Origin of the sequence: Qipengyuania intermedia, from assembly GCF_019711615.1 — a bacterium.
In the GTDB taxonomy this organism is placed as follows: Bacteria; Pseudomonadota; Alphaproteobacteria; order Sphingomonadales; family Sphingomonadaceae; genus Qipengyuania; species Qipengyuania intermedia.
In genome coordinates this window covers 1,062,071-1,084,163 of record NZ_JAIGNS010000001.1, presented here as the reverse complement: position 1 = coordinate 1,084,163, position 22,093 = coordinate 1,062,071, and the positions used below count along the sequence as shown (strand labels likewise).

Below are 22,093 nucleotides of genomic sequence, written 5' to 3'. Positions count from 1 at the left end.
TTTACAATGACTTGAAGCGCTTGCTCGACAGCCGATTTCCGCTCGGCCATAGCGCCTCGCGATGTTGTTCCACCTCGCACGCCCCGCCCTCTTCGCGCTCGACCCGGAGCGCGCCCACCGCCTGACGATCGCCGGACTGAAGGCCATGCCGCGCGGAAAGCCGGTTCGCTCCGGCAAGCTTGCGGTGACAGTGGCCGGGCTGGAGTTTCCCAACCCTCTCGGCATGGCGGCGGGTTTCGACAAGGACGCTGAGGTTCCCGACCAGCTTCTCGGGCTGGGCTTCGGTTTTGCCGAGGTAGGATCGATCACACCGCGCCCGCAATCCGGAAACCCCAGTCCCCGCCTGTTCCGGCTGGTGGAAGATCGCGCGGTCATCAATCGCATGGGCTTCAACAACGGGGGCGGCGCAGTAGCGAAGCGGCGTCTCGAGGCCCGTGCCGGTCGCAGCGGTATCGTCGGGATCAACATCGGAGCGAACAAGGACAGCGAAGACCGCGTCGCCGATTACGCCGAGATGACCCGCATGATGGCCCCGCTGGCGAGCTATCTCGCAGTCAATATTTCCAGCCCCAACACGCCCGGCCTCAGGGCCCTGCAGGACGAAGCCGCACTGACCAGACTGCTCGATGCGGTGCTGGAAGCGCGCGGAAAGGCCGGGCCCCCGGTCTTCCTCAAGGTTGCCCCGGACCTCGAACCTGCCGACATCGATGCGATCGCCCGGATCGCCATCGAAAAGCGGCTGGGTGCATTGATCGTGTCGAATACCACGATCACCCGGCCCGCGCTCGCATCGCGCCATGCGGACGAAGCAGGCGGTCTCTCCGGCGCGCCCCTGCGCGATCTCGCCCAGCAGCGGCTGTCCGATTTCAGGTCGGCAACCGGCGCGGCCATTCCGCTCGTCGGGGTCGGCGGGATTGCGACCGCCGAAGATGCCTGGGCGCGCATTCGTGCAGGCGCGAGCCTGGTACAACTCTACAGCGCCATGGTGTTCGAGGGTCCCGGCCTGCCCCGGAAAATCACCCGCGGGCTGGAACGACTGATGAAACGAGACGGCTTTTCCTCGATTGCAGAGGCCGTCGGAACCGCATAGCGTTGCGGGTCATGAAAAAGCTCTTCATCACTTCGCTCGCGTCGTTCTCGCTCGCAGGCTGCGCAACCTACACGGCGCCGATCTCCGCCGATTCGGCCGATTACACACGCGGGGGAGCGGTCAGCGCCGCCGATCCCCGCGCGCAGGAGGCGGGCGAAGCGATACTTGCCAAGGGTGGCAGCGCAACGGATGCCGCGATTGCGGTCATGCTGGCCCTCACGGTGGTCGAGCCGCAAAGTTCGGGCATCGGCGGCGGCGGCTTCCTCGTCCGCGGTGAACCCGACGGCGATGTAACGACATTCGACGGGCGCGAAACCGCTCCCGCCGCCGCGCAGCCCGACTGGTTCCTTGACGCGAACGGAGAAGTCCCTCCGTTCATGCAATCGGTCCGCAGCGGTTTGAGCGTGGGCGTGCCGGGCAACATCGCACTCGCCGCCAAGGCCCATGCCGCGCATGGCAGGCTGGACTGGGCGACGCTGTTCGACCCGGCCATTGCACTCGCCCGCGAAGGTTTCCAGATCAATCCGCGCATGCATGACGCGCTTGGCCGCTCCAAGGACCGCGCAGCCTTCAGCGCCGAAGCGCGCGCCCTCTTCTACGACCCATCGGGCGAGCCGCTTCCGGTAGGCACACTGGTCAGAAACGAGGCGCTCGCCAGGACATTCGAAGCGCTCGCAAGCGGTGGCCGCGACGCATTCTATTCGGGTCCGCGAGCGCTTGCGATCGCCACCACCGTCGCTGCCGATACGCCGAAGCCGGCCGCGATGACCTATGAAGATATCGCGGGCTACGAGGCGAAAGAGCGCGAGGCGGTTTGCAGCACCTACAGAGCCTACCGCGTCTGTTCGATGGGACCGCCGACATCGGGCGGGGTGGCGGTACAGCAGATGCTAATGCAGCTCGAGCGCTTCGACCTGGCTGCGCTCGGCGCGGAAAATCCCGTGACCTGGCACCTCTTCCTCGAATCCCAGCGGCTCGCCTACGCTGATCGCGAGATCTATCTCGCCGATGCCGACTTCGTGAGTGTGCCGGTCGACGGCCTGCTCGACCGGAAATACCTTGCCGGCAGGAGCGCGCTGATCTCGCCGGAAAGATCGATGGAGGAGGCTCTGCCCGGCACGCCTCCCGGCGCGATGACAGCGCTTGCCGATGGCGACGAGCCGGAAGAGCACGGCACTTCGCACTTCGCCGTGGTCGACAGCACGAACACGATGGTCAGCTACACCTCCACCATTGAAGGCGCTTTCGGTTCGGGGCTGATGGTTGACGGGTTCTATCTCAACAACGAACTGACCGATTTCAGCCGTTCGCCCGTGGTCGACGGTCGCGAGGTGGCGAACCGGGTCGAGGGCGGGAAGCGCCCCCGGTCCTCCATGTCGCCGACCGTGATTTACGATCCGCAAGGGCGCCCGTTCATGGCCGTCGGCGCTGCCGGCGGCAGCACGATTCCCGTGACAACCGCACGCGCCATTATCGGCGCCATCGATTTCGGGTTGTCCGTGGAAGACGCGCTGCGCCTGCCCTTCCTGATGGCATTCGGCGACCGCGTAATGCTGGAAAAAGGCACCTGGCTGGAAACCAAAGCCGATGCGTTCCGCGCGCTGGGTCATGAAGAACTTGTCATGCGGCAGGCGCCGATCAAGGCCGGGGCACTGCTCTACCGGGCGGGGGAATGGCACAGCGCACGCGATCCGCGCCTCGAAGGTTTTGTCGACATGCCCTGAGGGCCGGGCCCGCCTCTCTTGCCGTGGCGGCGGCGTGAGCCTAAGCCCCTGCCGTGCGGATTTGCCGCATCAGAACAGAACAGAAAATACGTTTTTCGAGGAGCCTGCCTGTGCTGTCGGATATCGATTCCGCGAACAATCTGGTCGAACTTTTCCTGAAGCGCGCCGACGCCAAATCCGACCAGCCGTTCCTCGGCTGGAAAGAGGACGGCAGCTGGCAGACGATGACCTGGGGCGAAGCGGCAAACCGCGTTTGCCTGCTTGCGGAAGCCTTGCGCGGACTCGGCCTCAAGGACGGCGACCGAGTGTGTCTCGTTTCCGAAAATCGCCCGGAATGGTGCATCGCCGATCTCGCGATCATGGCCGCAGGCTGCGTCACCGTGCCTGCCTACGTCACCAATACCGAGCGGGACCACGCGCATATCCTCGACAATTCGGGCTCGCGCGCCGTCATCGTCTCGACCGAAAAGCTGCTCAAGCCGCTCCACGGCGCGCTGCAATCGACCGGCATTGCCGAACACGTCATCGGTATCGAGGACCTGCATCGCCAGCAGTCGGGCAGTTTCACCTACCACGACTGGTCCGCGCTGATCGAAGGCGATGCCGTCGCCGCCCGTGCTGCGGTCGAGAAACGCATTGCCGATATCGGACGCGGCGATACGGCCTGTATCATCTACACCAGCGGCACCGGCGGGGCACCGCGCGGTGTAAAGCAGCATCATGGCGCTATCCTGTGCAATTCCGCCGGCGCAGCGGAAATCCTGATCGAGGATTTCGGGCTCGGCGATGAGGAACGCTTCCTCTCCTTCCTCCCGCTGTCCCACGCCTATGAGCACACGGGCGGCCAGTTCCTGCCGATCAGCGTCGGCGCGCAAATCTTCTATTCCGAAGGGCTGGAAAAGCTCGCCAGCAATATCGAGGAAACCCGCCCCACCATCATGGTCGTCGTGCCGCGCCTGTTCGAAGTGCTGCGCACGCGGATCATGAAGCAGGTCCAGAAGCAGGGCGGGCTTGCAGAAAAGCTGATGAACACCGCGCTCGAAGTCGGCGCACGGCGGGCGGAAGGAAAGCGCCAGTTCGGCGACGGGTTCAAGGATGCGATGGTTGGGCGGCTGTTGAAGCCGAAGATCCGCCAGCGCTTCGGCGGCCGAATGAAGGCGATGGTCTCTGGCGGTGCACCGCTCAATCCCGAAGTCGGCATCTTCTTCGATTCGATGGGCCTGACCATGCTGCAAGGCTATGGCCAGACAGAAGCCGGTCCCGTTATCGCTTGCAATCGCCCCAAGATCGGTATTGCGATGCATTCCGTCGGTCCGGCCATGCGCGGGGTCGATGTTAAGATCGCCGAAGACGGCGAAATCCTGTGCCGGGGCGAGCTCGTCATGCACGGCTATTGGCAGAACGAGTCCGAAACAGATCGCACGATCAAGGACGGCTGGCTGCACACGGGCGATATCGGCCATCTGGACGAGAAAGACCGCATCGTGATCACCGATCGCAAGAAGGACATGATCGTCAACGACAAGGGCGACAATGTCGCGCCCCAGAAGATCGAAGGCATGCTGACGCTGCAGCCGGAAATCGGGCAGGCCATGGTGGCGGGCGACAAGCGCCCTTATATCGTCGGACTGCTGGTGCCCGACGCAGAATGGGCGGTCGAGTGGGCGCGCGCCAACGGCAAGAAATTCGATCTCAAGGCGTTGCAGGACGATCCCGAATTTCGCAGCGCGGTGCGCAAGGCGGTCGACCGCGTAAACAAGGATCTCTCGGTCATCGAGAAAGTCCGCCAGTTCACCTTTTCGGACGAGGCCTTCAGCATCGAGAACGAGGAAATGACCCCCTCGATGAAAATCCGCCGCCACAAGATCAGGGAACGCTATGGCGACCGACTGGACGGGCTTTACCGGGGTTAGGCGGCACTGATCCCTTTGCGGAACCGCCCCTAGTCGACCACTCAGTTGTTTGAAAGCTCAGCCTCTCACGCGAGCGCGATCGGGCCGAGTGCGCCGGGCATCGATCAAGCCGCCGCTTCCTCGATAAATTCGGGATAGAAGCTCGGCGCGCGGTCGGACCAGCCGGGTGCGGTCGCGGCGGCTTCGCTGAGCGATTGCAGCAACATCTTGCGCCGTTCGGGCCTGATTTGCGGCAGGGCGGCTGCGGCGCAGAAGGCGCTCGGCAACCAGGGCCGTGCGTCGGCACCGAGCAGGCGTTCGTAAAGGAACCGGAAGGCCGAGAAGCTGTCGATCCGCTCCTGCGCCAGGTCGAAGGCGGCAACGCGGGTCAGCTTGCCAACGAAGCCTTCGATCCGGTCGAGGCTCGAATCCACCGGGATCGAACCGCGCAGGGCCTTGAGCTCCTGATAGGTCACATACTGGCTACGGATGGCTGCGTTCTCGCCCGCATTGCGCCCCCAGATACGAAATGCATCGCACCGGCCGAGGCCGATATCGAGGCTACGCCGGATGTATCGCTGTTCCGCCGCAGTGAAGCTGGCGAACTCGCGCATCTCTGCGATGGTCATCGAAGCGGTATTTGCAACGGCCATGATCGGCACCCCCCTATTACAGGCAGAGTGTCCGCGAATATGGTTAACGTCCGGTAAGCGCGCCGCGCAGCGTCAGATAAGGCCTGCAAGCGGGCTCGACGGATCAGCGTATTTACGCGTCGCCATGCGCCCGGCGAGATAGGCATCGCGCCCGGCCTCGACCGCCCGCTTCATCGCACGGGCCATGCGGATCGGGTCCTTCGCTTCGGCGATCGCGGTATTCATCAGCACGCCGTCACACCCAAGTTCCATGGCCACCGCAGCATCGCTCGCCGTTCCGACACCTGCGTCGACGAGCACGGGGACGTTTGCCCCTTCCTTGATGAGCCGGATCGTGACGCGGTTCTGGATGCCGAGGCCCGATCCGATGGGTGCGCCGAGAGGCATGACCGCTACCGCGCCCGCATCCTCGAGCTGCTTGGCTGCAATGGGATCGTCGACGCAATAGACCATCGGAAGAAAGCCTTCCTTGGCGAGCGTTTCCGTCGCGGTGAGGGTTTCGCGCATGTTCGGATACAGCGTGCGCGCCTCGCCCAGCACCTCCAGCTTGACGAGGTCCCAGCCGCCCGCCTCGCGCGCAAGCCGCAAGGTGCGGATGGCGTCTTCGGAAGTGAAGCATCCCGCGGTGTTCGGCAGATACGTCACTTTCTTCGGATCGATATAGTCGGTCAGCATGGGCGCCTTGGGATCGCTGACGTTGACCCGCCGAACGGCCACGGTGACTATTTCCGCCCCGCTCGCTTCGAGGGCGGCCGCGTTCTGTTCGAAATCCTTGTACTTGCCCGTGCCCACGATGAGGCGGCTCTTGAAGGTCCTGCCCGCAACGCTCCAGCTGTCGTCGCCCTGCCCGCCGCCCACGAAATGGACGATCTCAAGCGTGTCCCCTTCCGCGATGGCATGCGAATCGAGTTCGCTGCGCGGAGCGATAACGCCATTGCGCTCGACGGCGACCTTGGCCGGGTCGAGTTCGAGTTCACGCACGAGTTCGGCGATGGTCGAGGCAGCGGTTCGGCGGGTTTCGCCATTTACAGTCAGCGCAATCATGCGCCCGACTTAGTCTCCGCAGCGCTCCTTGCAAGCGGCGGAGTGGCAGTGACGCATATTCAACACGTGACCGAGCGAGACCAGCGCGACCCCGATGATTGTCAGGACGGCTTCCTTGAACCCGTGCGGCACGGCCAGCGCACCGCCCATGAAGGTCAATCCGGTCATGGCGATAACGAAAGGCGCAGCCATCCGGTGGCGCAGTGCGCCCCATCCGATCGCGACCGCTGCAATCAGCGTTGCGACAACCAGCCCCCAGCGGTGCAGTTCGGGCGCGAGGAAAAATTCCCCGCCGATGCCGAGGCCGGAAACGAGAACGATCGAAAGCAAACAATGAAGCGCGCACAGGCCCGACAGGCCGATCCCGACACGGTCGAGACGCCGACGAATCGGAGAAATGGCGCGTTGCAACATGTCATGCGAGATATGTGATAGTATCACGTGATACAAGGGTCTCGCGTTAAAACCTTTCTTTTTCCGGACTTGCAGGAGGCGTACCTTCGGTTGAGCGATTCTCACTTGCGCTACGGCGCTGCGGCGGCAAACAGGCGCGTCATGATTTCCAATCCTGCGCAACTTCGCCCGATTGCCCTTGCAAACTGGCTCTTTTTCGTCGCCGCCATGGTTATCGTGATGGTTGCCGTGGGAGGCATTACGCGCCTCACCGAAAGCGGCCTGTCGATTACCGAATGGAAGCCGATAACGGGCGCGATCCCGCCATTGAGCGAGGCGTCATGGCAGGCGGAGTTCGACCTCTACAAGGCGACCGGCGAATACAAGAATGTCACCGGGCCAGCGGGGATGGACCTGGCCGCCTTCAAGTTCATCTATTTCTGGGAATGGTTCCACCGGCTCTGGGGCCGCTTGATCGGCCTTGCCTTCGCTCTGCCACTCGCCTGGTTCTGGGTCCGCAAGGCGATCCCGCAAGGCTACAAGCTTCGCCTGGTCGCACTCCTCGCGCTTGGCGGCCTGCAGGGCGTCTTCGGCTGGTTCATGGTGAAGAGCGGTCTCAACGAGACGATGACCGACGTCAGCCACTTCATGCTGTCGCTGCATTTCCTCACCGCCATGCTGACTCTCGGCGCGCTGGTCTGGGTTGCGCTCGATCTCAGGCAATTCGCGCGCGGTAACAAGCGCATGGCTCACTGGACCGCGACGGCGAGCTGGGTCGGCGCAGTGCTGTTCATCCAGCTGCTCCTCGCCGCATGGGTTGCCGGACTCAATGCCGGGCTCGCCAGCGACACCTGGCCGCTGATGCAGGGACGCTTTATCCCGGAATACGATAATTCGCGTGGCTTGTTCTATGCGATGACCCACGATCCCTATCTGATCCACTGGATGCACCGTTGGTGGGCTTGGGTGGCCGTGGCGGCATTGATCGTGCTGGCGCGCAAGGTCCGGCCGCTTGAACGCAAGGCTTCTGTCGCGATCCATTCGGCGTTCGGCACGCAAATCCTGCTCGGCATCGCCACCGTGATGACGGGGGTCTCGCTCTGGATCGCGGTTTCGCACCAGGTGGTCGGCGCACTGCTGGTCGCAGCCTTCGTATGGGCCGCACATCTTCTCGGGCGCAGGGTGTGACCGCACTCATCTACTGCCCCTTTCCCGACGAGGAGGGTGCGCGCGAAGCCGGCCGCGTCCTCCTTGATGAGGAATTGATCGGCTGCATCAATATTGGCCCTGCGATCCAATCCCTTTTCAGCTGGGCCGGTGAGCGGGGTGAAGAGAAAGAAATTCCCGCGCTGATCAAGACCGACGCCATTCTTCTGGACCGAGCAATCGCGCGGCTGGAGGACTTGCACCCCTACGACAGTCCGGCGATACTCGGATGGCCCTGCGTCGGCGGATCGGCCACGACCGACTGGCTTAGGCAATTGGGGAGCGGGCCGGATGAATAACAATGACAGGCGCAGCCTTCTTCGCGCCATGGTTGCATTGGCGCTGGTGCCGCTGACCGGCACGAGAGCAATCGCCGCGACGAGGGCGGCGGTGTCGTTCCCGCAGGACCCCATCCGGTTGAGGCGCACGCTTGTGCGCAGTCTGAAGGACGGGGCCACGATCGATGTGATCCGCGAATGGTCCTGCCAGTTCGAAAAACTGGGCGCGGGTGCGCGGATGCATGGTCGCCAGGTTGCTGTCGAGGTCGCAGCGCCGCCGGCTCTGAAGGCGATGGCCGCGATCGAGGAAGCCCGGAATGCGAGCGGCTTCCTGCCTCTCGAACTGGATCGGACTGGCCTGATCGTGGAGTGGTCGCATGAGACAGGTTCGGGAGTGGACGAAGCTGTCAGGCGAGCGATCGACATGTTCGACAAATCGGTCGGCAAGGCGGGTGACAAGCAGACGACGAGCGAATTCGTCGTGAGCGTCGGCAGGATGGCGGCAGAGCTGGTCAGCCAGATTCCCCGCGATCTCCTCTTTCCCACGCCCGGGAGAAAGGTCGAGGCGCGGCCGGTCGAACTGGCTGACGGTATGACCGGCTCTTACGAAGTGATGATTGGTGCGGAAGTACATGACGAGACCGGCCTTCTGCGCAGTTTCGAACGAAGCGTAACCACCAGGGTCGGCGACAGTGCACGCCTGTCCAGCGAGGTATGGGAAATCCTCTGATCATTTCCCATGCGTATTATTTTACCTCCTCCAAGACGCGCAGAAATGCTTGACGAATCGAGGTTCAAACGCCATTTGGCGCGCGCTCAGCAGGTCTGATTCAAGGCTTGCGATGTGATTTCGTGTCGGCTTACGGCACGTTGAACTCGAGAAAACGGACATCAAGCCATGAAGGCTCTCACCAAGGTGACCCAGTCGGCCAAGCCGGCAGAGGTCGAAAAGGACTGGCACATCATCGACGGGGAAAACCTCGTCGTCGGCCGTCTTGCGGCGATCATCGCCAACATCCTGCGCGGCAAGCACAAGCCGAGCTACACTCCGCACGTCGATTGCGGCGATCACGTCATCGTCATCAATGCCGATAAGGTGAAGTTCACCGGCAAGAAGATGACCGACAAGATCTATTACAAGCACACCGGCCACCCCGGCGGCATCAAGGAAACGACCCCGGCCAAGGTGCTGGAAGGCCGTTTCCCCGAGCGCGTCCTGGAAAAGGCCGTGCAGCGCATGATCCCGCGTGGCCCGCTCGGCCGTGCGCAGATGAAGGCGCTCCACCTCTACAACGGCACCGAGCATCCGCATGAGGGCCAGAAGCCCAAGACGCTCGACGTCGCTTCGATGAACCGCAAGAACAAGGCTGTTGCATAATGGCTGACGAAACCAAGAACGAAACCGTCTCGGATCTCGCAGATCTGAAGGACATCGCCGGCGACGCACCCGAGGGTGATTCGGCTGAAATCGCTGCCAAGGCCGACGTTCCCCTGCGCGAGCAGGAACTCGACGCACAGGGCCGCGCTTATGCAACCGGTCGTCGTAAGGACGCTACCGCACGCGTCTGGCTCGTCCCCGGCAGCGGCAAGGTCACCGTCAACGGCCGCGACCAGGAAGTGTATTTCGCACGTCCGACGCTGCGCCTCGTGATCGACCAGCCGTTCGCCATCACCGAACGCCAGGGCCAGTACGACGTGGTCGCTACCGTCAAGGGTGGCGGTCTCTCGGGCCAGGCAGGCGCCGTGAAGCATGGTATCTCGCAGGCTCTCGCCAAGTACGAGCCAGCCCTGCGGTCGACGGTCAAGGCCGCCGGCTTCCTCACCCGCGACAGCCGCGTGGTCGAGCGTAAGAAGTACGGCCGCGCCAAGGCACGTCGCAGCTTCCAGTTCTCGAAGCGTTAATTCGCTTCCCGACGTTTTTCACGAACACCGAGGAAGGGCGGCTCCGGTTGGGGCCGCCCTTTTCCGTTGGACTGAACCAAATGTGTGTGCCGCCGGTCGTCCGGCAGTCAGCGCTGGATCATCATGATCATCCAGGCGAGGCCGGTTCCCGCGAAGAACAGCGGCCAGCTCCACCAGAACTCGTACTGCATCATGTCGGCACGAAAGATCGACAGGAAGCCGCCGCGCGACCCCTGCGATCCGATGATCAGTGCGACCACGAAGGTCAGGATGCCCCCAAGGGGCACAGCTTTGACAAATTCCATCGCCAGTTTCCCTTTGTAGAAAACCGACATCGCAGAAACTGGTTAAAAACTGCTTAGTCGAACGATCAGTGAACCGGTGGGTCTACGCGAGGGATTTGCCGGACGGGCGCCACCGGTTCTCCCGGGCCGCGGGGAGGCAGTGCATTTTCAGGGACATCGTCGATCTGCATGTCGCCGGTCTGGACGTCCTCCAGATTGCGTACTGTGACAGAGAGCCGCTCGCCGTCCCAGGCAATCTCGTTGAAACTGGGCGGTGTCGACCGCGTCCTCTTCGACAGCGTACCGGCACCGATCATCCGGACCGAGCCCTCTACAGTGTCTTCGAGAATGTCGAAGGCATCATGCACATGGCCCGACAGGACGGCTGCAACCGGCCGCTTGGCCAGTTCGCGCAAGGCCTTGTCGCCATTCTTGGTCAGCGCAGTCCCTTGCGTGCCGACCTCGCGAAGCGGGTGATGGACTGTGACAAGAGCCTGCTCGCCCGCTGGCAGCTTGTCGATCATCCGAAGGCATTTTTCGAGCGCGGCATCGGTGACCCATCCCTTGGACCAGTTAAGGCGCGGCTGTGCGCGAACCGCTGTCTTTAGGGGTATGATGGCAAGACAGCCCAGGTCGATTTCGCGTTCGACCTTCTCGCTCATGCCGCGAAAGCGGCGATAAGGATCGAAGAAGCGTTCGATCGGGTTGAAATAGGGCATGTCGTGGTTGCCGACTTCGACAGTCACCGGTGCGTCCAGCGAGTTGATCCAGCTTGTCGCCGCCGCGAATTCACGATGCCGCGCCCGCATGGTCAAGTCGCCCGTAATGGCCACGGCATCGGGACGTTTCTCGGAAATTTCCTGCTTCACCCAGTCGAGTGCGCGATTGTTCTCGAGCCCGAAATGAATGTCCGAAAGATGGAAGATGCGCCGTGCGTCAGTAGCCATGGTGGGTCGCTAGCAGATCGACGGCGCATTCAGCCACCGTGAATGCGGATCCGGCGCTCACTTCGCCTTTCTCTCCGTCCACGAGGACGGGAATATCGCGCTTCTGCTCGCTTTCGAAAACCATTTCATCGACCAGGCCCAGCCGCTCATGCGGACCTTCGCGAAACCTGCGGCGCAACAGCGAAAAGCCGTGGCGCAGGTAATCGGTCGTCGTGTCGGCGTAATAGCCGTCCAGCTGCATCCCGCGATGGGAAGGCGTGATTTCGACGAGGGGATAGCCCTCTTTTCGGCCTAATTCAGGCCGCAAGCAGTGGATCTTGTCGCCTCCCGCGGTCTGGGCGACCGCATCGTTCGCCTCTTCCGAAACCGCGGCGACATCCACGTCTCGCATGGCTTCGCGCACGTCGCCCCACGCGGTCGCCGGCCCTACAAGCAATCCTGCAAGCGCATCTCCCGCTTCGCAGCGTGCGACATTGGGTCTAACCGTGCGAAAGGCGCCCGTGGCTATTCGGCTCACGATGGTCTCGAGATCGGCGTCGTCGCCGTGCAGCCGCTTGCTAAGAAGGTTCATCGTGCCGCCCGGCAGAACCAGGATCGATCCGGACCATCCATAGAGATTGGTAATCGCTGCGTTCAGCGTCCCGTCCCCGGTGAAAATCGCGAGACGATTAATGCCTGCTTCCTCAAGCTCGCTCGCTGTCGGGAGCGCTTCATCGGGAAAGCAAATCCGCCGCGAGATGTTGAAACCATGGTCGCAGCAGTATGTCTCGAGCGTCTGGAGCGCTGCATCGCTGTTGCTCCCGCTTTCGGCGTTGCACAAGAGCCAGATGGTTTCTTCAGTCGCCATGGGAGTTCAGCGCGCCAGATACCCAGCGGTTCCCTCTCCTATAGCTTGCCGGAAAGCACGAGCCACGCAGTCCCGAGGTTGAGCAGGCTGTAGACGCAGTATGCGGTCACCGCGCCGGGCCAGCCGTTCCCTGCCAGCAGCATGGCGGTAAGCAGCACCAGGAACTCGAAGCCGAGCGACATGCGGCCGCCAGCAGCGCGATAGAAGCCGGGAAGCGCGTCCAGCATGGGGTGTCCACTGTCGAGGACGGCCCGGTGCACAGCGAAGTTGGCGATCCCGAGAACAAAAAGAACAACCAGAAGCATAGTGGCGAAAGAATAGGCTCGTCGTTCGCAGATTGCCAATCGCCCTTCGTCGGCATTCGAACGCATATCGTCCAATGGCTCTCGCCGCCGGTCGATACGGCCGTGCGACTACAGTTGTAGCTGAGTAATACGGTGTGCAGCAGCAGGCCCTACCCCAACAGTCCCCCTAGACACCCGGGGCCTGCTGCCAACTGGAGAGATGTTATGAAAACCCCCCTGATTATGCTCACCGCCCTCGCTCTTGCAGTGCCCGGCGCCGCGTCGGCAGCCAAGGCACAGGAAGAATCGATCGCGATCGAATATCGCGACCTCAACCTGTCCTCGCCGGAAGGCCTGGAACGCCTCGAATATCGTGTCGAAGCGGCAGCACGGAAGGTTTGCGGCCTCGACGAATCGAGCCTCGGTTCACGCATCCGCAACCGGGATGCGCAGCGCTGCTACGATGAAACCAAGGAAATGATCGATGCCCAGTTTGCTGCCGTCGTAGAACGGCAAGCAAAAGGCGGCTGATACCCCCAGTCCGTCTAATCCTCTGGACCCCGATCGGAATGCAGTCCCCCGGTCGGGGTCCTCCCTTTTCCCGGGAGAGACTGCCACTGCTCAGCGCCCCGCCATCGCCTTCACCTTGGGCAGATAGGTCCTGCCGATGCGCAGCGCTTCCCCGTCGTCCATCTCGACCGACCAAACGCCAAGTCCATCATGGCGCAGGCCCTTGATGTGTTCCTTTTTGAGGATGGTGGAGCGATGGATGCGGATGAACTTTGCCGGATCCAGCCGCTTTTCGAGGCCGGCGATCGTCTGCAGCAGCAGGTAGGACCGGTCGCCAACGTGCAGGCGGACATAGTCGCGCTCGGCGTCGATCCGGCTGACTTCGTCGGTCTCTATCCTGATCAACTCGCTGCGATGCGGGATCCACAGCTCTTCCAGCCACTTGCTTTCGCTGCGCTCGGTATCGCTGCGGCGCGAAAGGGCGCGCTGGATTGCGCGCTCGAGGCGTTCCGGCTTTACCGGCTTCAGGACGTAATCGACGGCGTCGAGATCGAAAGCTTCCACCGCATAATTGTCATGCGCGGTCACGAACACGACCGCCGGCCGTTCATCCTGGCCGGCAAGCTCGCGCGCGACCGACAGGCCGTCGACTTCGGGCATGGTCATGTCCAGCAGGATGAGATCCGGTCCGAGCGCTTCGATCAGCCTGAGCGCCTGAGCGCCGTCGCTCGCAGTGCCGACGACCGACAGGGCGTCCATCTTGGCGCAGATCACCTGCATGCGCTCCACCGCGAGTGGTTCGTCGTCGACGATCAGCGTCTTGAGTTTCTCGCCGTTATCATCCGCCATGTTTCACCATCGGTAGTCGAAGTTCTGTTTCGTAGCCGTCGAGCGATGCGCCCGAACTGATCGAGGCCTCATGTCCGAATCGCGCCTCGATGCGGTCGCGCACATTGGCAAGACCGATACCGAAGCCGCCCTTGTGACCGGCCGGCATGCCCGGACCGTTATCGCTCACCCGCAAGACGAGGCGTCCGTATTCCTCGCGCGCCACGATTCGAATGGTGACGGGCTTGTTACTAGCGGAAACGCCGTATTTGACGGAGTTCTCTACCAGCGGCTGGAGGATCATGCCCGGAACCTTGAACTGCGACAGCTCGCGGGGAAGGTCGATGTCGACTTTCAGGCGGTCGGGGAACCGGACGGATTCGATTTCGAGATAGTGCTCCTGCAGATCGATCTCGTCTTCGAGCGTCACGTCGCCGGTCGAATCATCGGCAAGCGAATGGCGGTAGAACCGCGAGATGGACTGGATCATCTGCTCCGCCCGGTCCTCTTTTCCGGTCATTACCAGAGCCGAGAGAGAATTGAGCGTGTTGAACAGGAAGTGCGGATTTACCTGGTAGCGCAGGCTGCGCAATTCTGCGGCTTTCGCTGCGCTCCTGAAACGCTCCCCGCGCCGCTCGGCCGCTCTCGCCTGAACCCCCGCAAACATCGCGAGGTAAAGCGCCGCCCATGCGAGCAGCAGGAAATACCGGCTCAGGGCCAGATCCGTCAGTCGCCTCCAGGTGTCCGCGGCGGTCGGTGCGGGTTCGATGACGATGGAAGCGGTCACCGGCTGGCTGTCGGCATCGTCCGGGCTGCCACCTGCCGCGCCGCTATCCGGAATGGGTGCCGGTACGTCGAGGAGGAGGTTGCCGGATTCGTCGCGGCGGATGTTGAGGCCCCGCTTGGCCCCTATTTCCTGCCGCACCTGGTCCTCGATCGGCGAAAAAACCATTGTGTTGATTTGCGCGATGAGGAGCGAGGCGGGTGCCGCCAGGACAATGGCAACCCACATCTTCACCGCCAGCGAATACCGCATGAATAGCCGGATGCAGAGCCACAGAAGGACGGTTACCCCGGCCCCGGCGACACAGACCATGAAACGCCGCCAGAGCAGCGCGTCCTGCATCTCGAGCCCGACCACGGCACCACGAGCCGTGATCAGAAGGAAATAGGCGAGCCAAAGCCCCGCGATCGAGACGAGGATCGTCCGGACGGGTACGTTGGCGACTTCCGAATTCATCTGGCGTTCAGCGTTCAAAACAGGCTCTATGTGCCCGTCTGCCTCGCGCAAGGGAAGTCCGGCGGTCGAACGGCTCATGCCGTTGGTCGATGATGGGCGCTATTCGGCGGGTTCGAGATCGTTTTCCGCAATCCGCCGACGCCATTCGGCAGGGGCGAGTGTGTGGACGTTCTTGCCTTCGCTATCCACGGCAACGGTGACAGGCATATCCTGCACTTCGAATTCGTAGATTGCCTCCATGCCCAGATCCTCGAAAGCGACGACCTCGGCACCCTTGATCGCGCGGCTGACCAGGTAGGCGGCCCCGCCCGTGGCCATGAGGTAGGCCACCTTGAACCTGCTGATGACCTCGACCGCGTCGTGGCCGCGCTCTGCCTTGCCGATCATGGCGAGAAGGCCGAGGTCGAGCATCATCTCGGTGAATTTGTCCATGCGGGTCGCCGTGGTCGGCCCTGCGGGACCGACGACCTCGCCCATAACCGGATCGACGGGGCCGACATAATAGATGGCCCTGCCCCTGAATTCGACGGGGAGCTCTTCACCGGCCTCCAGCATGTCCTTGATGCGCTTGTGCGCAGCGTCGCGACCCGTCAGCATCTTGCCGGAAAGGAGCAGGCGGTCGCCATGTTTCCAGCTGGCGACCTCTTCCTGCGTCAGCGAATTGAGGTCTACGCGCCGCGCGGCTGAATCCGGCTTCCACGTGACCTGCGGATATTCGTCGATGTTAGGCGGGTCGAGATAGGCGGGGCCCGATCCGTCGAGGGTAAAGTGAGCGTGGCGCGTTGCAGCGCAATTGGGAATCATCGCCACGGGCTTGCCCGCAGCATGACAGGGCGCATCCATGATCTTCACATCGAGCACGGTCGACAGGCCACCCAGCCCCTGCGCGCCGATGCCCTGCGCATTGACCGCATCAAAGATATCGATCCGCAGCTGTTCGAGATCCGTCTGCGCACCGCGCTGCTTGAGCTGCCCCATGTCGATCGGGTCCATCAACGAAAGCTTGGCCAGCTTCATGCAGTGTTCGGCCGTGCCCCCGATCCCGATGCCGAGCATGCCCGGAGGGCACCAGCCGGCACCCATGGAGGGTAGCTGCTCGACCACCCAGTCGACGATGTTGTCGGACGGGTTCATCATCTTGAACTTCGATTTGTTCTCGCTGCCGCCGCCCTTCGCTGCCACGTCGATCTCGACCGTGTCGCCGGGGACCATCTCTACCGAAAGGACGCTGGGCGTGTTGTCGCGCGTGTTGCGGCGGGTGAAGGCGGGGTCGGCCAGGATCGAGGCGCGCAGCTTGTTGTCGGGATGGTTGTAGGCCTGGCGCACGCCCTCATCGACGACTTCCTGGAGGGAGCGTTTCGAATCGAGGCGGCAATTCATGCCCCACTTCACGAAGACATTGACGATGCCTGTATCCTGGCAGATCGGACGATGACCTTCCGCGCACATGCGGCTGTTCGTCAGGATTTGCGCGATAGCGTCCTTGGCCGCAGGCCCCTTCTCCGCCTCGTAGGCTTCTCCCAGCGCGCGGATGTAATCCATCGGATGATAATAGGAGATGTATTGCAGAGCGTCGGCGACGCTCTCGATCAGGTCCTGTTCCTTGATGGTCGTCATGTCGCTCATCGCCGCGCGTTCCCATGTTGCAGATTTGCGCTCCCCGATAGGCGCGTTTGAGGCCATCGGTCAAAGCGCTTGGAAGCAACGGGTCTTGCGCCTAAGGCAACGGGAGCTTGCATAAGCGTGTTATTATTGTAATACAGCTCGCGGATAGCCATGAACACGACAACGACCACTCGCCCCGAATATTCCGTCGCCCGCAAGGCGATGATCGACAGCCAGTTGCGCACCAGCGGCGTCAACGAAGCTTTCGTCCTCGAACGCATGAGCACCGTCCCGCGCGAGGATTTCGTCCCCGAAAACGCGAAGGGCACGGCCTACATGGACCGCGCCATTCGTCTTGCCGATGGCGGCTTCCTGCCTGCACCGCTGTTTCACGGTGCGATGCTGGCCGAAGCGCGCCCGTCGAGCGAGGACCGTGTACTCGTGATCGACGGCGGCAGCGGATATTTGCCCGCCCTGGTCGAACCCCTCGTTGCTTCGGTCGAGGTGTTGAGTGCGGACAAGGCTGCGGCAACGAAGAAAAAGGGCGATTACACGCTCGTCCTGATCGACGGTGCAGTAGAACACATTCCCGCCAATGTAGCCAAGTTGGTGGCCGAGGAAGGGCGGATCGTCACCGGCCTGGTCGAGCGCGGCGTCACCCGCCTCGCCACGGGCCGCAAGTCGGGCAAGGCGCTGGCGCTTCTGCCGCTCGCCGAAATGGGCGTTCCGCGCCTCGGTGCATTCGATAAACCGGAAAGCTGGAGTTTCTGAATGATTTCGGGAGGGGTCCGCAAAATTCTGGCGCTTTCGGCAGCGGTCGGGGCAATCGCCGTTCCGCAGGGTGCTGCGCTTGCCGACACGCTGCAGGAAGCGCTTACCGACGCTTATTTGAATAATCCGACACTCGAGGCCGCGCGCGCGCAATTGCGTGCGGTCGACGCCGGAGTGCCTCTGGAGCGCGCTGCGGGCCTGCCGTCGGTCGATGGCACTGCGACCTACACCGAAGTCCTGAAGCAGAATTCGACCAGTTTCTTCGCCCCCGGCCGTTCGCTTAATGCCGGGGTCGATCTGGGTGTTCCGATCTACTCGGGCGGCGCGGTCAAGAATGCGGTCCGTTCTGCGGAACAACGCGTCGAGGCCGGACGCGCCGATCTGCGCGCCACGGAAAGCGCGATCTTCAGCCAGGTCGTGGCCGCCTATATGGATGTGCTGCGCGGACAGGCCCTGGTCGCCCTGTCGTCGAACCAGGTCGATGTTCTGTCGGTCAATGTGGATGCCACGAGCGATCGCTTCGAAATCGGCGATCTCACTCGCACCGACGTCGCCCAGTCCGAGGCACGCCTTGCCGTCGCCCAGGGCGACTTGCGCAGCGCGCAGGCCAATCTCATTGCGGCGCGCGAAACCTATATCGCTCTTGTAGGCGATGCTCCGACCGATCTGGCGCCCCCTCCCCCGCTGCCGGGATTTCCGGAGGATGTGGCAACGGCGGTCGAGATCGCTCTCGAATACAATCCGGACCTCATCGCCGCGCGCGAGCGTGCGGCAGCTGCGGGCTACGATATCGACGTCGCCGGCTCGGGCCGCCTCCCGCGCGTTTCGGTCTTTGCCGGTTACGATTACCAGAACTTCCTCGGCAGCGTGGCCGACGGGCGCCTCGATCCCACCGATCCCGACAGCCCGATCGTCCCGAGCGACCAGACCGCATCGGGCGCTTCGATGGGCGTTTCGCTGCGGCTTCCGATTTTCCAGGGTGGCCGGACGGCAGCTCTCCAGCGCCAGGCACAGGCCCGCGCTTCCGCAGCGCTCGAGAACGTCATCGCCGCAGAGCGAGATGTCATCGCGCAGGTCAGGGCTTCGTGGTCAAGCTGGCAGGCCAGCCTCGCCATCATCGAAAGCTCGCAATCGGCAGTTTCCGCCGCCGAACTGAGCCTCGAAGGCGTACGTGCGGAAAACTCGATCGGCAACCGCACGATCCTCGACGTGCTCAATGCCGAACAGGAATTGCTGCAAAGCCGCGTCCAGCTCGTGACCGCGCGCCGCAATGCCTATGTCGCGGGCTTCAGCCTACTTGCCGCCATGGGCCGCGCCGAAGCGCGCGATCTCGGCCTCGCGGACGAAGGTGTGCTCTACGATCCGGTCGTCAATTACGACCGCGTGCGCGGCAATATCTTCGACTGGGCAAGGGACCCCGACCCGGTGGCACAGTCGCCGCGGACGGTGGATGTGCCTGCTGCAACTGCAGAAATCCCCGAAACTGCTGACTCGGCCGACTAGGCTGGTCTATATCAAGCGCCCCGATTCGGGATGCGTTGGAGGCAACAGGGACAGGCATGGGACAGCACGGCGAACCTTCGGTCGAAGAAATCCTCGACTCGATCAAGAAAGTCATCGCGCGCGATAGCGAAGAGCGCAGCGAGATGATTGCCGAGCGTCGCAGCCGCCGTGCAGCGCCAGCCGAGCCGAGCGAACCGGTCGACGAGCAGGAAGCTGAAGACGTCCTCGAACTGGGTAATGATCTAGGCGAGGAAATCGATGTCGATGCCGCGGCTGCCGGTAGAGACGCCGATACAGCGTCTTCGGTCGATGAGGATTACGATGCTGACGCCCTGACCCGCGGCGATACGCGCCAGGCGATGCGCGACAACTTCGCGGCGCTGGCTATGCTCTCGCAACCCGGAAAGCAGCCACAGATCGTACGCCAGGGCGAAACCTCGCTGGAAGGCCTGGTGCGCGACATGCTCCGTCCGATGCTGGCCGACTGGCTGGAAACGAACCTGCCCGGCATGGTCGAAGAACTCGTGAAAGCCGAGATTGCCCGCATCGCCGGCAAGAAGAGCTAATCCCCCTACCCTTGGCCACTTCTGCGCGCTACACCGCGCGCCATGAAGCATAACATCCGGGCCGCACTCCCGCTCGCTAGCGCATTCGCGCTCCTCGCTACGCCGCTCGCTGCGCAAGATGCAGCCGCACCGATGAGCGCGCAGGACCTCGTCACGATGCCGCGCCTAGGAAGCCCGACGGTCAATTCCGAGGGGACCCACGCAGTCTATGCAGTGACGACGACCGACCCGGAAAGCTACAAGCGGACGAGCACTCTCTTCCTGAGCTCGCTTTCGCAGCCCGGCAGCAGTCCTATCGAACTCGATCTCGACGGCAGCTCGGCATCTTTCGGCGACGCTGACTGGCTCTATTTCATCGCGGACGGCGAAGGCGAAGACGCAACGAGCCAGGTCTGGCGCGCGCGGATCGCTGCCGACGGAACGGTTTCCGAGAAGGGCCAGGTTACCGCCTTGCCCCGCGCAGTTCACGGATACCGCGTCTCGCCCGACGGCGAGCGTATCGCGATCTGGACCGACATTGCACGCACCTGCACCGCCATCGATTGCGATGACAGCGCCAAGGCGCACCTGCCCGGCCCAGGCGACGGTCGACTCTACGAAGGTGACGGCGGATTTTACCGGCATTGGGATAGCTGGGAAACGCCCGGCACGCTCAGCCGTGTCTTTACCTTCCCGATAGAAAACGGCGTCGCTAAAGGCACAGGTACGGCTGTCGACGGCTCGCTGGGTGCAGGCGGCCCGAACGGCGATACCCCGACGATGCCCTTCGGCGGCGGAGAAGACGTCGCATGGTCGAGCGATGGCGACGGCGTGTTCTTTACCGCGCGCGAAACCGGCGCGGGCGAGCCCTACTCCACCAATCTCGACATCTGGTTCTCGGACCTGTCCGGTGATGCGCCGGTCAACCTGACCGCCGAGAACGAGGCGCTCGATGCGCTTCCCACCCCCTCGCCCGACGGCCAGTATCTGGCCTATGTCGCCATGGCGCGCCCCACCTACGAGGCCGACCGCCAGGTGGTCATGCTGCGCGATCTCAAGACCGGCGTGACGACCGCCCTTACCTCAGCCTTCGATCGCAGCTTCCAGAGCCTTGCCTGGACCCCCGATTCGCGCTGGCTGGTTGCCGGGGCACAGGATGTTCTCGACACGCCCGCATACCGTATCGATCCTCGCAACGGATCGGTCGAGCGGCTCGACCTGATGGCCGGGAACGAGGCCCGGATTTCCGACATCACGCCGCTGCATGGCGGCGATCTGGTGTTCACGCGCAATTCGATCGGTGCGCCGTCCGAAATGTACCTGTCACGTGACTGGGGCCAGGCCAAGCCGATGACGCAGGTCGCGGCCGGCGTCATGGAGCGGCTCGCTCCTGTCGTGGTCGAACGCTTCAGCTTCACCGGAGCGGGCGGCGATACCGTGTGGGGCCAGATTACCAAGCTCGACGGTCGCGAAGGGCCAATGCCCGCCATCCTTTATGTGCACGGCGGACCTCAAGGATCGTTCAACGACGGCTGGTCGAGCCGGTGGAACCCCCGCGTCGTCGCCAGCCAGGGCTATGCCGTCATCTCCGTCGATTTCCATGGGTCGACGGGCTATGGGCAGGCCTTCACCGATAGCATCCGCAATGATTGGGGCGGCAAGCCCCTCGAAGACCTGCAGCTGGGCCTCGCTGCAGCGCTGGAGAAGGATAGCCAGATCGACGGCACCCGGGCTTGTGCAATGGGCGCAAGCTATGGCGGGTACATGATGAACTGGATCGCCGGGCAATGGCCCGACCGGTTCGATTGCCTTGTCCAGCACGACGGCCTCTTCGACATGCGCAGCTTCTACTACACGACGGAAGAACTGTGGTTTCCCAAGTGGGAGTTCGAAGGCTCCTATGCGGAAAACAGCGAAGCTTACGAGCGCTGGAATCCGGTGAACTACGTCGAAAACTGGCAGACACCCATGCTCGTCATTGCCGGCGAACAGGACTTCCGCGTTCCCTACACGCAAGGCCTCGCGAGCTTCACTGCCCTGCAGGAGCGCCAGATCCCGAGCCAGCTGCTGGTTTTCCCGACCGAAAACCACTGGGTGCTCGGGGCGAAGAATTCGCTTCAGTGGCATGAGACCGTATTCGCCTGGCTCGACCGCTGGCTGAAACCGGAAAGCGATAGTGAGTAAGTCGCTGGAGAAAGCCCGGCGCGCCTTTGCCAAGATCGGAGCGGGCACTGTCGAGCGGCAGATTTTCCTGTGCGCCGTAAGCGAGAAGCAGAAATGCTGCTCGCGTGAGGACGGCAAGGCGGCGTGGAATTACCTCAAGAAGAGGATGAAGGAACTTGGCCTCGTTGGCCGGGAAGCGACGGTCCAGCGCACCAAGGCCGACTGCCTCCAGATTTGCGCGAAAGGGCCGATCGCCGTCGTGTGGCCGGAGAATGTCTGGTACCACTCCTGCAATGAAGAAGTTCTCGAAGCCATCATCCAGCGCCATCTGATCGGCGGCGTTCCGGTAGAAGAATACCGGCTTCACGCGCCCGAATAGCCCCC

24 protein-coding genes are annotated in these 22,093 nt (G+C 62.9%); 14 read left to right on the top strand and 10 right to left on the bottom strand.

What is annotated here, in order from left to right:
• Positions 1-61: 61 nt before the first annotated feature.
• The 3 genes from K3179_RS05400 to K3179_RS05390 all read left to right on the top strand — a co-directional run bounded on the left by K3179_RS05400 (position 62) and on the right by K3179_RS05390 (position 4,727).
• Positions 62-1,090 (top strand): quinone-dependent dihydroorotate dehydrogenase, encoded by a 1,029-nt coding sequence (locus tag K3179_RS05400; protein ID WP_221562804.1) that lies wholly within the window; start codon positions 62-64, stop codon positions 1,088-1,090.
• Positions 1,091-1,101: 11 nt separating this feature from the next.
• Positions 1,102-2,814: a gamma-glutamyltransferase gene (gene ggt / locus K3179_RS05395; protein WP_221562803.1), complete on the top strand. Its 1,713-nt coding sequence runs from the start codon at positions 1,102-1,104 to the stop codon at positions 2,812-2,814.
• 110 nt (positions 2,815-2,924) lie between these two features.
• Complete coding sequence (locus K3179_RS05390) at positions 2,925-4,727, top strand: AMP-dependent synthetase/ligase (protein ID WP_425594732.1); 1,803 nt, start codon at positions 2,925-2,927, stop codon at positions 4,725-4,727.
• Between the two features lie 104 nt (positions 4,728-4,831).
• Here the strand turns inward: K3179_RS05390 and K3179_RS05385 are convergent, their stop codons facing one another.
• From K3179_RS05385 to K3179_RS05375, 3 genes are all read right to left on the bottom strand, one after another.
• Positions 4,832-5,359, bottom strand: a complete 528-nt coding sequence (locus K3179_RS05385; RefSeq protein WP_221562802.1) for a hypothetical protein — start codon at positions 5,357-5,359, stop codon at positions 4,832-4,834.
• A 72-nt stretch (positions 5,360-5,431) separates the two neighbouring features.
• Complete coding sequence (gene thiS, locus K3179_RS05380) at positions 5,432-6,403, bottom strand: sulfur carrier protein ThiS (RefSeq protein WP_221562801.1); 972 nt, start codon at positions 6,401-6,403, stop codon at positions 5,432-5,434.
• Positions 6,404-6,412: 9 nt separating this feature from the next.
• The gene (locus K3179_RS05375) at positions 6,413-6,817 is read right to left on the bottom strand and encodes a MerC domain-containing protein (RefSeq protein ID WP_221562800.1); all 405 of its coding nucleotides are present in this window, start codon (positions 6,815-6,817) and stop codon (positions 6,413-6,415) included.
• A gap of 141 nt (positions 6,818-6,958) precedes the next feature.
• On the opposite strand from K3179_RS05375, the gene K3179_RS05370 reads away from it, so the two are divergent.
• The 5 genes from K3179_RS05370 (at position 6,959) to rpsI (ending at position 10,182) form a co-directional block, all read left to right on the top strand.
• Positions 6,959-7,984 (top strand): COX15/CtaA family protein, encoded by a 1,026-nt coding sequence (locus K3179_RS05370; protein ID WP_221562799.1) that lies wholly within the window; start codon positions 6,959-6,961, stop codon positions 7,982-7,984.
• The gene (gene cutA, locus K3179_RS05365; protein ID WP_345722124.1) at positions 7,981-8,301 is read left to right on the top strand and encodes a divalent-cation tolerance protein CutA; all 321 of its coding nucleotides are present in this window, start codon (positions 7,981-7,983) and stop codon (positions 8,299-8,301) included. The genes K3179_RS05370 and cutA overlap by 4 nt, the downstream gene beginning before the upstream one ends.
• Positions 8,294-9,010: a hypothetical protein gene (locus K3179_RS05360; protein WP_221562797.1), complete on the top strand. Its 717-nt coding sequence runs from the start codon at positions 8,294-8,296 to the stop codon at positions 9,008-9,010. The genes cutA and K3179_RS05360 overlap by 8 nt, the downstream gene beginning before the upstream one ends.
• Positions 9,011-9,178: 168 nt before the next feature.
• Positions 9,179-9,658, top strand: coding sequence for a 50S ribosomal protein L13 (gene rplM, locus K3179_RS05355; RefSeq protein ID WP_090477018.1), 480 nt, complete (start codon positions 9,179-9,181; stop codon positions 9,656-9,658).
• Positions 9,658-10,182, top strand: a complete 525-nt coding sequence (gene rpsI, locus K3179_RS05350) for a 30S ribosomal protein S9 (protein ID WP_090477020.1) — start codon at positions 9,658-9,660, stop codon at positions 10,180-10,182. Before rplM ends, rpsI begins: the two co-directional genes overlap by 1 nt.
• 107 nt (positions 10,183-10,289) lie before the next feature.
• Here rpsI and K3179_RS05345 read toward each other — a convergent pair whose 3' ends face one another.
• The 4 genes from K3179_RS05345 to K3179_RS05330 all read right to left on the bottom strand — a co-directional run bounded on the left by K3179_RS05345 (position 10,290) and on the right by K3179_RS05330 (position 12,565).
• On the bottom strand, positions 10,290-10,487 hold the full coding sequence (locus K3179_RS05345) for a hypothetical protein (RefSeq protein WP_090478394.1): 198 nt from the start codon (positions 10,485-10,487) through the stop codon (positions 10,290-10,292).
• Between the two features lie 65 nt (positions 10,488-10,552).
• Positions 10,553-11,413, bottom strand: a complete 861-nt coding sequence (locus tag K3179_RS05340) for a metallophosphoesterase family protein (RefSeq protein WP_221562796.1) — start codon at positions 11,411-11,413, stop codon at positions 10,553-10,555.
• Positions 11,403-12,260: an acylglycerol kinase family protein gene (locus tag K3179_RS05335; RefSeq protein WP_221562795.1), complete on the bottom strand. Its 858-nt coding sequence runs from the start codon at positions 12,258-12,260 to the stop codon at positions 11,403-11,405. Before K3179_RS05335 ends, K3179_RS05340 begins: the two co-directional genes overlap by 11 nt.
• A gap of 38 nt (positions 12,261-12,298) precedes the next feature.
• Positions 12,299-12,565, bottom strand: a complete 267-nt coding sequence (locus tag K3179_RS05330) for a hypothetical protein (RefSeq protein WP_221562794.1) — start codon at positions 12,563-12,565, stop codon at positions 12,299-12,301.
• A 204-nt stretch (positions 12,566-12,769) separates the two neighbouring features.
• Here K3179_RS05330 and K3179_RS05325 point away from each other — a divergent pair, with 204 nt between their 5' ends.
• The gene (locus K3179_RS05325) at positions 12,770-13,075 is read left to right on the top strand and encodes a UrcA family protein (RefSeq protein WP_221562793.1); all 306 of its coding nucleotides are present in this window, start codon (positions 12,770-12,772) and stop codon (positions 13,073-13,075) included.
• Between the two features lie 90 nt (positions 13,076-13,165).
• Here K3179_RS05325 and K3179_RS05320 read toward each other — a convergent pair whose 3' ends face one another.
• The 3 genes from K3179_RS05320 to K3179_RS05310 all read right to left on the bottom strand — a co-directional run bounded on the left by K3179_RS05320 (position 13,166) and on the right by K3179_RS05310 (position 16,739).
• Positions 13,166-13,903, bottom strand: coding sequence for a LytR/AlgR family response regulator transcription factor (locus tag K3179_RS05320; RefSeq protein ID WP_221562792.1), 738 nt, complete (start codon positions 13,901-13,903; stop codon positions 13,166-13,168).
• A complete protein-coding gene (locus K3179_RS05315; RefSeq protein WP_221563053.1) occupies positions 13,893-15,122 on the bottom strand; it encodes a sensor histidine kinase in 1,230 nt (409 codons plus the stop codon). Before K3179_RS05315 ends, K3179_RS05320 begins: the two co-directional genes overlap by 11 nt.
• A 99-nt stretch (positions 15,123-15,221) precedes the next feature.
• Positions 15,222-16,739 carry a fumarate hydratase gene (locus tag K3179_RS05310; protein WP_221563051.1) on the bottom strand — a complete coding sequence of 506 codons (1,518 nt, stop codon included), beginning with the start codon at positions 16,737-16,739 and terminating at the stop codon, positions 15,222-15,224.
• 159 nt (positions 16,740-16,898) lie between these two features.
• Here K3179_RS05310 and K3179_RS05305 point away from each other — a divergent pair, with 159 nt between their 5' ends.
• From K3179_RS05305 to K3179_RS05285, 5 genes are read left to right on the top strand one after another with little or no spacing between them, the layout of a single operon-like run.
• Positions 16,899-17,498 carry a protein-L-isoaspartate O-methyltransferase family protein gene (locus tag K3179_RS05305; RefSeq protein ID WP_247712802.1) on the top strand — a complete coding sequence of 200 codons (600 nt, stop codon included), beginning with the start codon at positions 16,899-16,901 and terminating at the stop codon, positions 17,496-17,498.
• Complete coding sequence (locus K3179_RS05300; protein ID WP_221562791.1) at positions 17,499-19,001, top strand: TolC family outer membrane protein; 1,503 nt, start codon at positions 17,499-17,501, stop codon at positions 18,999-19,001.
• A 56-nt stretch (positions 19,002-19,057) separates the two neighbouring features.
• Complete coding sequence (locus tag K3179_RS05295) at positions 19,058-19,567, top strand: DUF2497 domain-containing protein (protein WP_221562790.1); 510 nt, start codon at positions 19,058-19,060, stop codon at positions 19,565-19,567.
• A 42-nt stretch (positions 19,568-19,609) separates the two neighbouring features.
• Complete coding sequence (locus K3179_RS05290) at positions 19,610-21,730, top strand: dipeptidyl-peptidase 5 (protein ID WP_221562789.1); 2,121 nt, start codon at positions 19,610-19,612, stop codon at positions 21,728-21,730.
• Complete coding sequence (locus K3179_RS05285; RefSeq protein WP_221563047.1) at positions 21,720-22,088, top strand: (2Fe-2S) ferredoxin domain-containing protein; 369 nt, start codon at positions 21,720-21,722, stop codon at positions 22,086-22,088. Before K3179_RS05290 ends, K3179_RS05285 begins: the two co-directional genes overlap by 11 nt.
• Positions 22,089-22,093 lie beyond the last annotated feature (5 nt).

What these genes read in the sequence shown, in the direction of transcription:
- K3179_RS05400 (WP_221562804.1), top strand. Translation starts at nt 62, where the DNA reads ATGTTGTTCCACCTCGCACGCCCCGCCCTCTTCGCGCTCGACCCGGAG.
- ggt (WP_221562803.1), top strand. Translation starts at nt 1,102, where the DNA reads ATGAAAAAGCTCTTCATCACTTCGCTCGCGTCGTTCTCGCTCGCAGGC.
- K3179_RS05385 (WP_221562802.1), bottom strand. Translation starts at nt 5,359, where the DNA reads ATGGCCGTTGCAAATACCGCTTCGATGACCATCGCAGAGATGCGCGAG.
- thiS (WP_221562801.1), bottom strand. Translation starts at nt 6,403, where the DNA reads ATGATTGCGCTGACTGTAAATGGCGAAACCCGCCGAACCGCTGCCTCG.
- K3179_RS05375 (WP_221562800.1), bottom strand. Translation starts at nt 6,817, where the DNA reads ATGTTGCAACGCGCCATTTCTCCGATTCGTCGGCGTCTCGACCGTGTC.
- K3179_RS05370 (WP_221562799.1), top strand. Translation starts at nt 6,959, where the DNA reads ATGATTTCCAATCCTGCGCAACTTCGCCCGATTGCCCTTGCAAACTGG.
- K3179_RS05360 (WP_221562797.1), top strand. Translation starts at nt 8,294, where the DNA reads ATGAATAACAATGACAGGCGCAGCCTTCTTCGCGCCATGGTTGCATTG.
- rplM (WP_090477018.1), top strand. Translation starts at nt 9,179, where the DNA reads ATGAAGGCTCTCACCAAGGTGACCCAGTCGGCCAAGCCGGCAGAGGTC.
- rpsI (WP_090477020.1), top strand. Translation starts at nt 9,658, where the DNA reads ATGGCTGACGAAACCAAGAACGAAACCGTCTCGGATCTCGCAGATCTG.
- K3179_RS05345 (WP_090478394.1), bottom strand. Translation starts at nt 10,487, where the DNA reads ATGGAATTTGTCAAAGCTGTGCCCCTTGGGGGCATCCTGACCTTCGTG.
- K3179_RS05340 (WP_221562796.1), bottom strand. Translation starts at nt 11,413, where the DNA reads ATGGCTACTGACGCACGGCGCATCTTCCATCTTTCGGACATTCATTTC.
- K3179_RS05335 (WP_221562795.1), bottom strand. Translation starts at nt 12,260, where the DNA reads ATGGCGACTGAAGAAACCATCTGGCTCTTGTGCAACGCCGAAAGCGGG.
- K3179_RS05330 (WP_221562794.1), bottom strand. Translation starts at nt 12,565, where the DNA reads ATGCTTCTGGTTGTTCTTTTTGTTCTCGGGATCGCCAACTTCGCTGTG.
- K3179_RS05325 (WP_221562793.1), top strand. Translation starts at nt 12,770, where the DNA reads ATGAAAACCCCCCTGATTATGCTCACCGCCCTCGCTCTTGCAGTGCCC.
- K3179_RS05320 (WP_221562792.1), bottom strand. Translation starts at nt 13,903, where the DNA reads ATGGCGGATGATAACGGCGAGAAACTCAAGACGCTGATCGTCGACGAC.
- K3179_RS05315 (WP_221563053.1), bottom strand. Translation starts at nt 15,122, where the DNA reads ATGAATTCGGAAGTCGCCAACGTACCCGTCCGGACGATCCTCGTCTCG.
- K3179_RS05310 (WP_221563051.1), bottom strand. Translation starts at nt 16,739, where the DNA reads ATGACGACCATCAAGGAACAGGACCTGATCGAGAGCGTCGCCGACGCT.
- K3179_RS05305 (WP_247712802.1), top strand. Translation starts at nt 16,899, where the DNA reads ATGAACACGACAACGACCACTCGCCCCGAATATTCCGTCGCCCGCAAG.
- K3179_RS05300 (WP_221562791.1), top strand. Translation starts at nt 17,499, where the DNA reads ATGATTTCGGGAGGGGTCCGCAAAATTCTGGCGCTTTCGGCAGCGGTC.
- K3179_RS05295 (WP_221562790.1), top strand. Translation starts at nt 19,058, where the DNA reads ATGGGACAGCACGGCGAACCTTCGGTCGAAGAAATCCTCGACTCGATC.
- K3179_RS05290 (WP_221562789.1), top strand. Translation starts at nt 19,610, where the DNA reads ATGAAGCATAACATCCGGGCCGCACTCCCGCTCGCTAGCGCATTCGCG.